18 protein-coding genes are annotated in these 13,680 nt (G+C 68.9%); 9 read left to right on the top strand and 9 right to left on the bottom strand.

Annotation, left to right across the window (positions count from 1 at the left end):
* Positions 1-7: 7 nt before the first annotated feature.
* From ACNO8X_RS08185 to ACNO8X_RS08170, 4 genes are read left to right on the top strand one after another with little or no spacing between them, the layout of a single operon-like run.
* Complete coding sequence (locus ACNO8X_RS08185) at positions 8-469, top strand: DUF4383 domain-containing protein (protein ID WP_418004888.1); 462 nt, start codon at positions 8-10, stop codon at positions 467-469.
* 19 nt (positions 470-488) lie between these two features.
* Entirely contained in the window at positions 489-1,136 is a 648-nt protein-coding gene (gene bluB, locus ACNO8X_RS08180; RefSeq protein WP_418004887.1) for a 5,6-dimethylbenzimidazole synthase, read from the top strand.
* 26 nt (positions 1,137-1,162) lie between these two features.
* Positions 1,163-2,035, top strand: a complete 873-nt coding sequence (locus ACNO8X_RS08175; RefSeq protein ID WP_418004886.1) for an SDR family oxidoreductase — start codon at positions 1,163-1,165, stop codon at positions 2,033-2,035.
* A gap of 4 nt (positions 2,036-2,039) precedes the next feature.
* Positions 2,040-2,429, top strand: coding sequence for a VOC family protein (locus tag ACNO8X_RS08170; protein ID WP_418004885.1), 390 nt, complete (start codon positions 2,040-2,042; stop codon positions 2,427-2,429).
* A gap of 38 nt (positions 2,430-2,467) precedes the next feature.
* Here ACNO8X_RS08170 and ACNO8X_RS08165 read toward each other — a convergent pair whose 3' ends face one another.
* From ACNO8X_RS08165 to ACNO8X_RS08155, 3 genes are read right to left on the bottom strand one after another with little or no spacing between them, the layout of a single operon-like run.
* The gene (locus ACNO8X_RS08165; protein WP_418004884.1) at positions 2,468-2,776 is read right to left on the bottom strand and encodes a DUF3349 domain-containing protein; all 309 of its coding nucleotides are present in this window, start codon (positions 2,774-2,776) and stop codon (positions 2,468-2,470) included.
* 10 nt (positions 2,777-2,786) lie between these two features.
* Positions 2,787-3,068, bottom strand: coding sequence for a hypothetical protein (locus ACNO8X_RS08160; RefSeq protein WP_418004883.1), 282 nt, complete (start codon positions 3,066-3,068; stop codon positions 2,787-2,789).
* Positions 3,069-3,100: 32 nt separating this feature from the next.
* Positions 3,101-4,348 (bottom strand): anion permease, encoded by a 1,248-nt coding sequence (locus ACNO8X_RS08155; protein ID WP_418004882.1) that lies wholly within the window; start codon positions 4,346-4,348, stop codon positions 3,101-3,103.
* A 271-nt stretch (positions 4,349-4,619) separates the two neighbouring features.
* Here ACNO8X_RS08155 and ACNO8X_RS08150 point away from each other — a divergent pair, with 271 nt between their 5' ends.
* The 3 genes from ACNO8X_RS08150 to ACNO8X_RS08140 all read left to right on the top strand — a co-directional run bounded on the left by ACNO8X_RS08150 (position 4,620) and on the right by ACNO8X_RS08140 (position 7,904).
* Positions 4,620-4,943: a DUF3349 domain-containing protein gene (locus tag ACNO8X_RS08150; RefSeq protein ID WP_418004881.1), complete on the top strand. Its 324-nt coding sequence runs from the start codon at positions 4,620-4,622 to the stop codon at positions 4,941-4,943.
* A 47-nt stretch (positions 4,944-4,990) separates the two neighbouring features.
* Positions 4,991-6,088 (top strand): o-succinylbenzoate--CoA ligase, encoded by a 1,098-nt coding sequence (gene menE / locus ACNO8X_RS08145; RefSeq protein ID WP_418005819.1) that lies wholly within the window; start codon positions 4,991-4,993, stop codon positions 6,086-6,088.
* A 97-nt stretch (positions 6,089-6,185) separates the two neighbouring features.
* Positions 6,186-7,904 (top strand): DUF4407 domain-containing protein, encoded by a 1,719-nt coding sequence (locus ACNO8X_RS08140; RefSeq protein WP_418004880.1) that lies wholly within the window; start codon positions 6,186-6,188, stop codon positions 7,902-7,904.
* 24 nt (positions 7,905-7,928) lie between these two features.
* Here ACNO8X_RS08140 and ACNO8X_RS08135 read toward each other — a convergent pair whose 3' ends face one another.
* The 3 genes from ACNO8X_RS08135 to ACNO8X_RS08125 are packed head-to-tail and all read right to left on the bottom strand — an operon-like array spanning position 7,929 to position 10,194.
* Entirely contained in the window at positions 7,929-9,044 is a 1,116-nt protein-coding gene (locus ACNO8X_RS08135) for an NAD(P)H-dependent flavin oxidoreductase (protein WP_418004879.1), read from the bottom strand.
* Positions 9,045-9,093: 49 nt separating this feature from the next.
* The gene (locus ACNO8X_RS08130; RefSeq protein WP_418004878.1) at positions 9,094-9,870 is read right to left on the bottom strand and encodes an S-methyl-5'-thioadenosine phosphorylase; all 777 of its coding nucleotides are present in this window, start codon (positions 9,868-9,870) and stop codon (positions 9,094-9,096) included.
* A 3-nt stretch (positions 9,871-9,873) separates the two neighbouring features.
* Positions 9,874-10,194 (bottom strand): hypothetical protein, encoded by a 321-nt coding sequence (locus ACNO8X_RS08125; protein WP_260937057.1) that lies wholly within the window; start codon positions 10,192-10,194, stop codon positions 9,874-9,876.
* 35 nt (positions 10,195-10,229) lie between these two features.
* Here ACNO8X_RS08125 and ACNO8X_RS08120 point away from each other — a divergent pair, with 35 nt between their 5' ends.
* Positions 10,230-11,102: a 1,4-dihydroxy-2-naphthoate polyprenyltransferase gene (locus ACNO8X_RS08120; protein ID WP_418004877.1), complete on the top strand. Its 873-nt coding sequence runs from the start codon at positions 10,230-10,232 to the stop codon at positions 11,100-11,102.
* A gap of 14 nt (positions 11,103-11,116) precedes the next feature.
* Here ACNO8X_RS08120 and ACNO8X_RS08115 read toward each other — a convergent pair whose 3' ends face one another.
* A complete protein-coding gene (locus ACNO8X_RS08115) occupies positions 11,117-11,434 on the bottom strand; it encodes a DUF4229 domain-containing protein (protein WP_418004876.1) in 318 nt (105 codons plus the stop codon).
* Positions 11,435-11,483: 49 nt separating this feature from the next.
* On the opposite strand from ACNO8X_RS08115, the gene ACNO8X_RS08110 reads away from it, so the two are divergent.
* The gene (locus ACNO8X_RS08110; RefSeq protein ID WP_267318817.1) at positions 11,484-11,627 is read left to right on the top strand and encodes a hypothetical protein; all 144 of its coding nucleotides are present in this window, start codon (positions 11,484-11,486) and stop codon (positions 11,625-11,627) included.
* 8 nt (positions 11,628-11,635) lie between these two features.
* Here the strand turns inward: ACNO8X_RS08110 and ACNO8X_RS08105 are convergent, their stop codons facing one another.
* Together ACNO8X_RS08105 and ccsB are read right to left on the bottom strand one after the other, a co-directional pair.
* Positions 11,636-12,697, bottom strand: a complete 1,062-nt coding sequence (locus ACNO8X_RS08105) for a MinD/ParA family ATP-binding protein (protein ID WP_418004875.1) — start codon at positions 12,695-12,697, stop codon at positions 11,636-11,638.
* A 2-nt stretch (positions 12,698-12,699) separates the two neighbouring features.
* A complete protein-coding gene (gene ccsB / locus ACNO8X_RS08100; protein ID WP_133761072.1) occupies positions 12,700-13,668 on the bottom strand; it encodes a c-type cytochrome biogenesis protein CcsB in 969 nt (322 codons plus the stop codon).
* Positions 13,669-13,680 lie beyond the last annotated feature (12 nt).

Genomic DNA, 13,680 nt, shown 5'->3' with positions numbered 1-13,680 from the left:
TGGGCACGTGAACGTCGCGGCGCGAGCGCGGATCGGCCAGTGGGCGCTGGGGGCCGAGGGCTTCGCGATGGGCGTCTTCGGCGGCGCCGGCCTGGCCTGGTCCATGGCCAACCCGCATTTCGGCGCCGCCGGCGCCCCGATCATGTGGTTGCGGGTGACTCCGCTGCACTGCTCGCTGCTGCTGGTGGTCGGCGTGCTGACGGTGTTCGCCTCGTTCGGCCGGAGAGCGGCGATGTTCAGCCGGATCGCCGCCCTCGGGTGGTTCGTCGTGACGGCGGTGTGCGTGGCGGCGACGTCCAATCACAGCCCGGGCCCGCTGGGTTTCGACTCCCGCGACACCGTGCTCTATGCGGTTCTCACCGTCTACAACGTGGCGTTGGCGGCGTGGTTCGCGCTCCCCGCCCGTTCCCGCCCACGCGCCCGGTCTTCCCGCCGGTTCCACCACTCCGACGCGATCGGTTCCCGCTGATCCCTGTTAGCCTCCCGGAGTGAGCGAGCCGAGCTACTCCGACGCCGAACGCGCAGCCGTCTACCGGGTCATGTCCGAACGTCGGGACATGCGGCACTTCACGCCCAATTCCGTAGTGCCCGAAGATGTTCTGCGCCGCATCCTGGAGGCCGCGCACATGGCGCCGAGCGTTGGGCTGATGCAGCCGTGGCGCTTCCTGCGCATCACCGACCCGGCCATGCGCTCAGCGATCAAGGAGCTCGTCGACGCCGAGCGGATCCAGACCGGCGAGGCCCTCGGGCCGCGCGAGGCGGAGTTCCTGGCGCTCAAGGTCGAGGGCATCCGCGACTGCGCCGAGCTGTTCGTGGTGGCCCTCGGCGACGATCGCGAACGCCACATCTTCGGCCGGCGCACCATGCCGCACATGGATCTGGCGTCGGTGTCCTGCGCGATCCAGAACATGTGGCTGGCAGCCCGCGCGGAAGGCCTTGGGCTGGGCTGGGTTTCACTGTTCGACCCGGCAGAGCTGGCCGCGCTGCTGGCCATGCCCGACGGCGCCGACCCGATCGCGGTGCTGTGCGTCGGTCCCGTGCCGGAGTTCCCGGACCGCCCCGAACTCGAGATCGTGGGCTGGACGACGGCCCGCCCGCTCGACGACCTGGTGTACACGAACATCTGGCCCGCTTGATCGCCGAGCCCCCTAAGCTCAGGGGCGTGAGTAAGAGTCCGCTGCGCCGGGTCACCGAGAGTCTGCTGCTCGCCGGCATGCGACCACCCCTGATCGAACGATTGTCGGGCCAGGGCGACGTGGAGCTGGCCGGGAAACGCATCGTGCTGACGGGCGCGTCGTCGGGCATCGGCGAGGCGGCCGCGGCCAAGCTCGCCCGATTGGGCGCGACGGTCGTGATCGTGGCCCGCCGGGCCGACCTGCTGGACAAGGTGGCCGCCCGGATCACCCACAGCGGAGGCGACGCGATCGCGCGGCCCTGCGACCTCTCGGACATGGACGCCATCGACAAGCTGGTCACCGACATCGAAGCCGAATTGGGCGGCGTGGACATCCTGATCAACAACGCCGGCCGGTCGATCCGCCGGCCGCTGGCCGAATCCCTGGACCGCTGGCACGATCTCGAACGCACCATGGCACTGAACTACTACTCGCCGCTGCGACTGGTCCGCGGCTTCGCCCCCGGCATGCTGGAGCGCGGCGACGGGCACATCATCAACGTGTCCACCTGGGGCGTGATGAACGAGTCGTCGCCGCTGTTCGCGGTGTACAACGCCTCCAAGGCAGCCCTGACCGCCGTCAGCCGCGTCATCGAAACCGAATGGGGCGCAAGCGGAGTGCACTCGACCACGCTGTTCTACCCCCTGGTCAAGACGCCGATGATCGCGCCGACCCGCGCCTACGACGGGCTACCCGGACTCTCGGCTGACGAAGCCGCCGACTGGATGGTCACCGCGGCCAGGACCCGCCCGGTGCGGATCGCACCCCGGATGGCGGTGACGGCGCACGCGCTCAACAGTTTGGTGCCCGGCGTGGTCGACAAGATGATGAAACGTCAACGCGCACAACCGGTTGAGTGAGTCCATGGAAATCCTGGCCAGCCGCGTCCTGATCCGTCCCGCCGACTACACGAAGTCGGTGGCTTTCTACCGCGACGCCATCGGCCTCGCCATCGCCCGCGAATACGGCGCCGGCACAGTGTTTTACGCCGGCCAGTCGCTCATCGAGCTCGCCGGCCACGGCCGCGACGACGACGGTCCCACCGCCCCGTTCCCGGGCGCGCTGTGGCTGCAGGTGCGGGACGTCTACCAGACGCAGGCCGAACTCGAAGGCCGTGGCGTGCCGATTTCCCGTGCGGCACAACAGGAACCGTGGGGCCTGCACGAGCTGCACGTCACCGACCCCGATCAGGTCACCTTGATCTTCGTCCAGGTGCCCGACACCCACCCCCTACGACGAGACACCCGGAGCTAGCCGCTCCGGGTGTCTCGTGTGGTGCGTGGTGCGGCGCGTCAGCGCGCCGGCGTGGCCAGCGGCCAGCCGACCGATGCCAGCCGGGCTGACACCTGGTGGATGTCGTCTGCGCTGGGCTCCTGGTTGGTGACGTTCGCGATCGCGGCCTGAATCTCCGCCTCGGTAACCGGGTTCTCGCCGTCGTTGGTCCGCAGGATGGACCGCGCCGCATCGACGACCTCGTCCTCGGTCAGCGAGCGCTTCAGCAATGCCAGCACCGGGTAGTAATCCTTCGGCGGCACGCCGTCGGGGTATCCGGCCCGCAGCCACTTCAGGACGTTTTCGAACAATCCGTTTGATTCGGTCATTTTCACAGGCTCACTTCTTCAGGAAGGGGAACAGGTCGACGCCGGTGTGGTGGATGATCGTCGACCGCGTGATCCACAGGATCGCGGCCAGGACCACCGCTCCGACGAGCACGAACAGCGCCAGACCCAGGTACTTCAGGATGGGGTTGGGCGCCGTGACGGTCCCGTCGGAGTGCTCTCCGCCGGCTCCGTTGGAGTAGGCGACCAGGCCGCCCGCGAACACGGCGGGCAGGCCGGCGCCGAGGACCAGACCCACGACGAGGACCTTGAAGATGGCTTCCACGTAATTCATCAGTGATTCCTTCTCGTTCAGTTCTCGGGGAATCAGACGCCGGCGGATTCGGGCGACTTGGCGGCGGCGTCACGGACGTCGGCCGGCACCACGGAGTTGGTCGAGTCGTCCCAATCGGCGTTGACGTTGCTGCTGTCGACCTTCTGCTGCTGCGCCCGCCAGTACATGAAGCCCGACAGCGCGACCAGGATGACGAAGATCGTGCCGTCGCCGACCAGTGCAGAACCGGTCGCGGACTTCAGGCCGTAGGACAGCCAGTACGACAGGGCACCGACCAGAGCCGCGGCCGGCAGCGTGATGAGCCAGGCCATGGCCATGCGGCCGGCGACGGCCCAGCGGACCGAGGCGCCCGGCTTGCCGACGCCGCTACCCAGGATCGAACCCGTGGCGACGTGGGTGGTGGACAGCGCCATACCGGCGGCGCTGGAGCTCAGGATGATCGCGGCAGAGGAGGCCTCGGCGGCCAGGCCCTGCGGGGACTCGATCTCGACGAGGCCCTTGCCCAGGGTGCGGATGACGCGCCAGCCACCGATGTAGGTGCCCAGACCGATGGCGAGGGCGCAGGAGGCGATGATCCAGAACGGCAGGCCGTCCTTCTTCACGTCGCCGGTGAGGTGGCCGGTGGTGATGAGCGCCAGGGCGATGACGCCCATGGTCTTCTGTGCGTCGTTGGTGCCGTGGGACAGCGCGACCAGCGAGGCCGTGGCGATCTGGCCCCAGCGGAAGCCGTCTTCACGCCGCTTCTTGATGACGTTGCGCGTGATTCGGTACACCAGCCAGGTGCCGACAGCGGCCACCAGACCGGCGATGAACGGGGCGGCGACGGCGGGGATCAGGACCTTCTGGATGACACCGTTCCAGTTGATCCCTGCGGTGCCGAGCGCGGCCAGGCCTGCACCGATCAGTCCGCCGAAGAGCGCGTGCGACGAACTGGAGGGGATGCCGAACAGCCAGGTGAGGAGGTTCCACAGGATGCCGCCGATGAGGCCGGCGAAGATGATGGTGAGTCCGGTCGACGCATCGATGGACTTGAGGAGGTGCCCGGACTTACTGTCCTGAATCTTCAGCACCGAGGTGGTGACGGTGACGGCGACCTCGACTGACAGGAACGCGCCGACCAAGTTCAGGACGCCGGCCAGCAGCACCGCGGTCTTGGGCTTCAGCGCGCCTGTGGCGATCGAGGTCGCCATGGCATTACCGGTATCGTGAAATCCATTCGTGAAGTCAAATGCCAGTGCTGTTGCGATCAACAGCCCCAGGATGACTAGCTCTGCGCTCATGGCGCTCATTCTGGTGTAACGCCGCCGTTTTTAGCGAGTTACGGCGACCCCCAAATCTGATCACGACCTGGCTTTTTGCAGTTCTGTTCAATGTGTTCACTGAGAGTTCATCGGCCTGTGAGGTCCGGTTCCGCCGCCAACGCGCTGTTCAAAGCTCTGAGTACTACCGTGTCGGTGAGCCTGCCGCAGCCGCCGCTACCGTTTCGGGGCGCAGGATTGCGGCTATAGACATGGACGACGCTGGACGTCCCGGACATCTGGAGGTGACGTCATGAACGCTTTTCTCACCAAGATCGTGGCGTGGCTGCAGGCCGGATATCCCGACGGCGTCCCCGCCACCGACCGGGTTCCGCTGCTGGCCCTACTGTCCCGGCGCCTGACCAATGACGAAGTCAAGTCGTTGGCACGGGTGTTGATGAACCGCGGTGAGTTCGATCAGGTCGACATCGGCGTACTGATCACGCGCATCACCGATGAGCTGCCCCGCGCCGAGGACATCGAGCGCGTGCGGGCGCGGCTGGCCGCCAAGGGCTGGCCCCTCGACGATCCCCGCGATCCGGCCGACGGTGGGCCCGGCGACGGAGGCGTGGCATAGGCGTTCTCCATCCGGTCGCCGTCGGTTCCGGCGCTGCGGCCCTTGCCCTGCTCCCCGAGCTGAAGCGGGCCCTGGACGGCAGCGGCACGCTGCTGCCGGTCCCGGCCGACGACGACCGGCAGGCCGCCCTGCTGACCGAGACGTTGCGGGCCGGTGAGCCCGTCGACGACGCCGTCGCGCTCGTGGTCTCGACATCGGGTTCGACAGGAATCCCCAAGGGCGCCTTGCTTTCCGCGTCTGCGCTGCACGCCAGTGCCGACGCCACCCACGACCGGCTCGGCGGCCCCGGCCGGTGGCTGCTGGCCCTGCCCGCCTACCACGTCGCCGGATTGCAGGTCCTGGTGCGGAGCCGGCGGGCCGGCACCACGCCCGTCGCCCTGGATCCGGGATTCGACGTCAGCGAATTCCCGTCGGCAGTACGGGCTTTGGGCTCGGGCCGGCGCTACACGTCGTTGGTCTCGGTGCAGCTGGCCAAGATTCTGGCCGACCCCGCCGCCACCGAAGCCCTGGCCGAACTGGACGCCGTCCTGATCGGGGGCGGCCCGATGCCCCCGGGTCTCGGCGAAAAGGCCGCGGCCGCAGGGGTTTCCGTGGTGCGCACCTACGGGATGAGCGAAACCTGCGGCGGCTGCATATATGGCGGAACACCGTTGACCGGTGTCCAGTTGCGAATCGACGACACCGGACGGATCTCGCTCGGAGGGCCGACGGTGGCCTCCGGCTACCGCAATCCGGTCGACCCGTCTCCGTTCGTCGACGGCTGGTTCGTCACCGATGACATTGGCGCCGTGGATGATTCGGGTGTGCTACGGGTACTGGGCCGGATCGACGACGCGATCGCCACCGGCGGGCTCAAAGTCCTGCCTGCCCTCGTCGAATCGGCCTTGGCCGGCCACCCGGCCATCGCCGAATGCGCGGTGTTCGGCGTGCCCGACGAACGCCTGGGCCAGCGGGTGGCCGTGGCCGTCGTGCTCCATCCGGGTGCGGACGCACCCACCGTCGCTGACCTGCGGGAACAGGTGAGCGCAGCCCTGGCCGCGACCGCCGCCCCGCGAGAGGTCCATGTGCTCGATGCACTCCCCCGCCGCGGAATCGGCAAGCTCGACCGCCGCGCGCTGACGCTCAGATACCAGAAAAACGCCTGATCGGACCGTGATGCCGGTCACAGGATCAGCGCTTGATTCGGTGGCGAGCCCGGCTCTCTGGGACCCTGGAACGCGGACCGGAAGAGTTGGAGTTTCCATGCCTGCCCACAGACAGCCTGACAACCACCCTGCGGTGACCGCCCTGACCTGGTCAGGAGGTGTGCTGGCCTGGCTCGTCGCCGCCGCCGTCGCGACCCCGTCCACCGGTCTGGCACTGGCCGTCGTGCTGCCCGTCACCCTGATTTTCGGCGTTCTGGTGGTCGTGGCCATCCGCAGCACGGTCGCCAGCGCCCGCGGCACGGCCGGCCGCGTGGCTCTGGCTGTCGCGATCGGCCTGTTGGTCGGCGAACTGGCCGCGATGACCCTGTTCAGCAACGCGATCTCCCAGCGCATGGACAGCCTGGCCGCGGCCCGCGCCGCGACGACACCGGCCGTCACCTCCGCTCAGGGACAGTTGGACGCGCTGCGTGCCAGCCGCGGCACGCTCGACGCGGCCGTCGACTCCGCCCGGCAGCGTCGGGATGACGCCCAGGTCGTGGCCCGCTGCGAGTACCACCCGACTCCGTCCTGCGCCCAGCAGCCGGTCACCGGCGTGCCCGGCGACGGCCAGATCACCCAGAACACGCAGGACACCCTCGCGCACGACCAGCGCGAGCTGGACGCTGCCCTCGCCGCCCGGAACGAGCGGGCCCCGACCCTCGACGCGCGGATCGCCGGTGCCGAGCACGCGGTCACGGCAGCCAGTAACGCGGCCGGTGTCGGCGCCGACCGCGGCTTCGGCGCGCGCTGGATCGCGATGAACGGCTACACCATCGAGACGCCCGCCGCCCTGGTGGCACGCATCGCCGTCATCGGTGTCTGCGTCCTGCTCTACCTGCTGCCGATGCTGCTGCACGCCCGGCAGGACCGGACCATGCGCGAACGCCACGACGAGTCCCGGCTGCGGGCCGAGCTGCGGGCCGAGACCGCCATCGCCGTCAAGCAGGCCGAGGTACGGGCCGAAGCCGAGATCCTGAAGGCCGAGCACCAGCTGGCCGCCATGCGTCTGGCGCTGGAATCCGATGCGGAGATCAACCGCGAATACCACCGCCAGCGCGTGGCCGAGGCCCTCACCGGCGAACCCGCACAGCACGCGATCGCCGCCCCGTCCGCCGAGGTGCTGAGGCCGGCTGCGCAGCCGCAACCGATGTACTCGGACTGGGACGAGCTCATGGCGTTCCCCGACCCGCAGCAACGCTCGCTGGCCGCGGCGCCCGCCCCGGAGCCCGAAACCGACAGCGCCCCGGACGAACCGACCGTCAGGGCCGAACTCGTCCCGATCGACGACACGCCCGCCGAGAACCTGCCGGTGCCCGCGACCTCGCAGCCCGCCGGTGGCCTGACGCTGCCGCAGCTGCCCGACCTCACCAAGGTCGCGGCCCGCCTGCTGCGTCCGCTGATGGCACCCGTGGCGCCGGTGGTCGACCGCGTCATCGACACGTCGGTGCAGCAGCTGCGCTCCGCGCAGAAGGTCATCGAGGAATTCGAGGAGATCACCTTCACCCTGCGGCGTACCTCCCGCACCACCGTGAGCGACAGCGAGCACGAGCAGTCGTCGGGCCCGCGCGCGGCCGATCAGGGCCAGGCGCTCGGACAGGGCAGCCAACCGCGCGTCGAACCCCAGTGGGCCGCACCGCAGATGAACGCCACGTTCGCGCCGACCGCACCGCTGCGGGGCGTCGACCACACAGCGCTCAGCGGCAGCGACACCACGATCATCGACGCCGCGGACGAGCGCCGTCAGCTCCGTGAAGGTCGCCGCGCCATCGAGCCGTGACTGAGTGATTTGTGCACGATTCGCCTATGGCAGCGACCGGTTCAGTCGCTCCGTGGCGGTCAGGTAGTCCTCGATGAACTCGCGAACCACCTCGCGGGCGGGCTTGACCTTGTTCATCAGGCCGACGCCCTGGCCGACGAAGTAGGTCGCCAGCTGCTGGGCGCCCGGATGTCCTTGGGCGGCAAGCCGATCGATGCGGCGGATCACCGGCTCGCTCAGCATGTTCTGCAATGGCAGCGGCAGCGGTTTGCGGCCACCGTCTTTCGGCGCCCAAGCGTCGGTCCAGTCCGAAACCAGTTGGCGGGCAGGCTTTCCGGTCCGCCCCGCGGACCGGACGGTGTCGCGTGAGGTCGCGGCGAGCATCTTCTGCTTGGTGGCCGGCGCGGTCTCGGCTTCCTCGGTGGTCAGCCACACCGAACCGGTCCACGCCCCGGCGGCGCCGAGCGCGACCACGGCGGCCATCTGCCGACCGGTGACGATGCCGCCCGCGGCCAGCACGGGCACCGCATCATCAATGGCCTCAATGACTTCCGGCACCACGACAAGCGTCGACACCTCGCCGCAGTGGCCGCCGGCCTCGGTACCTTGCGCGACAATGATGTCCACTCCGGCCGCGACCTGTTTGACGGCGTGCTCCTTGGCGCCGACCAGCGCGGCCACCGGAATCCCCCGCTCGCGGCCCGCCTCGATCATGTAGTCCGGCGGCACCCCAAGGGCATTGGCGATCAGCTTGATGGGGTGGCTCATCGCCACGTCGAGCAATTCGTGCCCGGTGTTGCCGGACAGCACCGACCCGCCGGTGCGGGCCCGCTCATCCGGCTCGATGCCGTGGTCGGCGAGCAGCTGGGTGACGAATTCCCGGTATTCCGAAGGGATTCGGTCGGCCAGCTGGCCGTCGGAGAGGTTCTCGCCCTTGCCCTCGAATTTCGCCGGCACGATGATGTCCGCACCGTAGGGCCGGCCGCCGACGTGATCGTCGATCCAGGCCAACTCGCGATCCAACTGCTCGGGCGTATACGCCGTCGCGCCCAGCACGCCGAAGCCGCCGGCGTTGGTGACCGCGGCGACCACGTCGCGGCAGTGGCTGAAGGCGAAGAGCGGGAAATCGATGCCGAGCTGTTCGCAGATGCGGGAAGTCACCCCGTCAGTTCTGCCACCCCGTCTTGACGGGTGTCAAGAGCCTGGCTGATCAGGGCAGCTCAAACGGCAACGCCAGCCCGGCGTGGGCCAGGCACTGGGTACAGGTCCGTTCCGCGGGGACCGTGGCGAGAGCCTGCTGCACCAACGCCTTGAACATCGGGGTGTTCCGCTCGAACTCGGCGAAGACGTCGACCGCGGTGACGCCGGCACCGGCCTCGATACCGGCGTCCAGATCGGTCACCAAAGCTATTGCCGCATAGCACATCTCGAGTTCCCGGGCCAGGACTGCCTCGGGGTAGCCGGTCATGTTCACCAGGGTGAACCCCTGCGTCGCGAACCACTGGCTCTCGGCCCGGGTGGAGAAGCGGGGCCCCTGAATGACCACCATGGTGCCGCCGTCGACGACGCCGGGCTGCTCGGCCGCCACGGCACGCAGCGTCGGACAATACGGATCAGCGAAACCGACGTGGATGCCACCGGCATCGAAGTAGGTGTCCTCGCGGCTGCGGGTGCGGTCCACCAGCTGATCAGGCACGACCACCGCGCCGGGGCCGAGATCCGCGGTCAGGCTACCGACGGCGCACGGCGCGAAAATCCGGCGCACCCCGAGCGACCGCAGCGCCCACATGTTGGCCCGGTACGGCACGGTGTGCGGCGAGTATTCGTGCTTGAGCCCGTGCCGCGGCAGGAACGCCACCTCGTGCCCGCCGACGGACCCGACGGTGATCGGCGCGCTCGGCGCGCCGTAGGGCGTGTCCACGCTGACGGTGCGCGCGTCATCCCCGAAGAACGTGTAGAAACCGCTACCGCCGATGACTCCCAGCATCCGTTATTCGGCGTCGGTCGCGGGAGCCTTGGGTGCGTCCTCGGTTTCCGGCTGCACGGCCGTGACCGGCGTCGGCGCGGGCGCCTCCGCGTCGTCGGCCTCATCAGCGCTGTCCTCACGGTCCTCGTCCAGTTGTGCGCGGGCCCGCCGGGCGCCGTCACGGATTTCGAACGCATCGGTGGCCAGGGCGCCGATGGAGCTCGCCACGTCCTTGACGGCAGTGACGACGATGTTCATGACCTCGCCGACGGTGCCGGCAACCGCTTCGACGGATTCCTGAACGACGTCTTTGCGAATCTCGTTCTTGCTGAGCCGATCCTTCATGCCGATAAGTGTAGGGGCGTGGGACGATTGCGCGCGTGGCCAGTCTTTCGCAGTGGATTGAGGGTGCCCGACCACGGACCCTCCCGAATGCCGTCGCTCCGGTGCTGGCAGGTACCGGCGCCGCGGCCTGGGTGGGCGGCGCGGTGTGGTGGAAAGCCGCTCTGGCCCTTGTGGTTTCGGTGGCATTGATCATCGGCGTCAACTACGCCAACGACTATTCCGACGGCATCCGCGGCACCGATGACGACCGGTCCGGGCCGGTCCGCCTGGTCGGCGCCAAGTTGGCTTCGCCACAGGCGGTGCTGGCGGCGGCGGTGATCAGCCTGTGCGTCGGCGCGGGAACCGGCCTGGCGCTGGCCCTGGTGAGCCAGCCGTGGCTGATCGCCATCGGCGCGGCATGTATCGCCGGGGCCTGGTTGTACACCGGCGGCACCAACCCGTACGGCTATCGGGGACTCGGCGAGGTCGCGGTCTTCGTGTTCTTCGGGCTGGTCGCCGTGCTCGGTACGCAGTACACCCAGGCCCTGCGGATCGACTGGGTGGGACTGGTGCTCGCGGTCGCGGTCGGATCGTTGTCGTCGGCAGTGCTGGTGGCCAACAACCTTCGCGACATTCCCACCGATCAGGTGTCCGGCAAGATCACCCTCGCGGTGCGGCTCGGCGATGCGCGCACCCGCCAGCTGTTCCAGGTGCTGACGGCGCTGCCGTTCCTGCTGACCGCGGTCCTGGCGCTCGCCACACCCTGGTGCCTGGTCGGCTTCGCGGCGGCTCCGCTGGCGGTGCGCGCGGCCAAGCCGGTGCGTTCCGGGCTCGGCGGCCGCGAGCTGATCCCGGTGCTGCGCGACACCGGGCTGACGATGCTGGTGTGGGCTGCCCTGGTGACCGCCGTGCTGGTGATCAAACCGTAGGAATCGGAGCGGGGTCAGTCGCCGGAGGAATCCTCGCCGTGCAAGCGGGCCCGCAGCTGCTCGCGCTCGGCGCGGCGGCGCTCGTCGACGGCGGCGATCCCGGCAGTGGCCCGGCGGCGCAGCGGCGCGAACAGCCAGATGCCCAGCGGCATTCCGAGGACCAGCGCGAACAGCAACGCCACCATCGCCGGGAAGTTGCGGATGCCCAGCAACTGAACAACACCGAAGATCGCTCCCGCAATCGCCGCTACCAGCAGCAGGCGGGCAAGCGCGTAGAGAAAGACATCGAGCAGCAAACGTGGCAGGGACGGGGTAGCTGGCGCATCAGACACCGTACGAGTTTACCGACGGACGCGTATATTCGAACAAAGGAGGTTTTACGTGCAGTTCCTGCTCCTGATCGCGCTGCTGGCGCTGTTGGCCTACGTCGGCTGGCGCGCCACTCGCGCTACCGCCGCGCGCCCGACGACCCGCGTCATCGGCCCCGACGACGATCCTGAATTCCTGCGTCGGCTCGGTTCTTAGCGCGCGCGCTACAGCGACAGCGGAAATCCGTCGGCGACGGCCACGGCCAATTCCAGCAACGCATCTCGGGTGTCCGCCCGGAGCCGGTCCAGGCTGATCTCGGCACCCTCCTCCAGGTGCGGATCGAACGGCACCAACTGCACCGACCGGCACCGGCGGCCGAAATGATCGACCACCTTGCGCAGATCGACCTTGCCGGATCGCGGACGCACCGCGTTGACCACCGCGACGGCGTTGCGCACCAACTCCTGATGGCCGTGGGCATCGAGCCAGTCGAGCGTCGCCGCCGCGCTGCGTGCCCCATCGACCGAGCCCGAGCTGATCACGACGAGCACGTCGGCGTGATCGAGCACCGCGCCCATCGCCGAATGCAGCATGCCGGTGCCACAGTCGGTCAGCACCAGCCGGTAGTACGGCTGCAGCACCGCCAGAGTGCGGGCGTAGTCCTCCGAACTGAACGCTTCCGACACCGCCGGATCGCTCTCCGACGCCAGCACCTCGAGCTCGCTCTCGCCGCGCGAGGTGTAGTTGCGGACGTCGCTGTAGCTGGAGATGCCCTCGGCGTCGCGCAGGAGGTGACGGACCGTCGCCGGCGTTTCCAGCGGCACCTTCTGGCTGAGGGTGCCGCGGTCCGGGTTGGCGTCCACCGCGATGACCCGGTCGCCGCGGATCGACGCGAACGTCGCGCCGAGCGTCGCGGTGATGGTCGTCTTACCGACGCCGCCCTTCAGGGACAGCACCGCGATCCGATAGCAGTCCCGCAGCGGCCGGTTGATCTGCGCGGTGAGGGCGTTGCGGCGCAGGGTCAGGGGGCTCTCGCCGGGGTTGAGCAGGGTGCCCGTCGCGTAGTACAGCGCTTTACGCCAGCCGGTCGACGGCGCGCGACTCGGCCGGCTCAGCAGTGCGACAGTCGCAGGGTCCAGGCTCCGCGGTTTCGCGGGTTTCACCGCCAGGACGGGCGTGACCGCGTGCGCGATGACGATCCGGGACTCCGGCGCCGCAGCGGGCGCGGGCACACCGACTGAATCGGCCGGATCCTTGAACCGGCCCTGAGCGCGGAACGAAGCCAAGCTCAGCCGACCCCTGCGTACGAATGCAGGCCGACGGTCACCAGGTTGATGAAGAACAGGTTGAACACCATCGCGACGAAGCCGACGACGTTGATCCACGCGGCCTTCTTGTCGCGCCAGCCGGCGGTGGAGCGGGCGTGCAGGTACGCGGCGTAGACCACCCAGGCGACGAACGACACCGTCTCCTTGGGGTCCCAGCCCCAGTAGCGGCCCCACGCTTCTTCCGCCCAGATCGCCCCGAAAATGACGCCGAACCCGAAGATCGGGAACGCGAAGATGGTGGTCCGGTAGGCGATGCGGTCCAGCGTCTGGGCATCGGGCAGGCGCTGGATCATCCGGCCGAAGCCATTGTCGCGGTCGGCCAGCGGCGACATCTTCAGCAGGAACAGGATGCTCGCCACACCGGCGACCAGGAAGACGCCGGAGCCGATGCTGACCACCGAGACGTGGATGGGCAGCCAGTACGACTGCAGCGCGGGCATCACCGGGGCCGCGTTGGTGTACAGCCATTTTCCGGAGACGGACAGCAGGATCAGTTCGGGCACCAGCACGAAGACCCACAGCGCGCGGAACTGCGGCTTGCGTAGCACAACCGCGGCGGCGATCAACCCGCAGAAGCTGGTCAGGTTGATGAACTCGTACATGTTGCCCCACGGCACGCGCGTGGTGGCCAGACCGCGCAGGACGATGCAGGCGAACAGCATCGCGATCCCGACGTACACCAGGGCGAGCCCGACGCGACCGATGCGCTCGTCAGCCGTCCGCTCCGGCGCGTCGATCACGACACCCGGCGTCATGCTGTCGGCGCCGACACCCGCGGCGACCAGTTCCCGGCTCTCGACCTTGCGGCCACGGCTGTACGCCAGCTCGACGGCCAGCAGCAGCAGGGCACCGACCAGCACCACTACGGACGTGGTGAACGCCCAGTCCGAGTACCGGGCCAGGTCGACATCGATGTGCTCTGTGTTCATGCGCGATCCGCC

It is taken from the genome of Mycobacterium sp. PDNC021, assembly GCF_048282635.1.
In the GTDB taxonomy this organism is placed as follows: domain Bacteria; phylum Actinomycetota; class Actinomycetes; order Mycobacteriales; family Mycobacteriaceae; genus Mycobacterium; species Mycobacterium llatzerense.
Note: the sequence above shows the minus strand (reverse complement) of the source record. Positions and strands in the feature narration are given on the sequence as shown.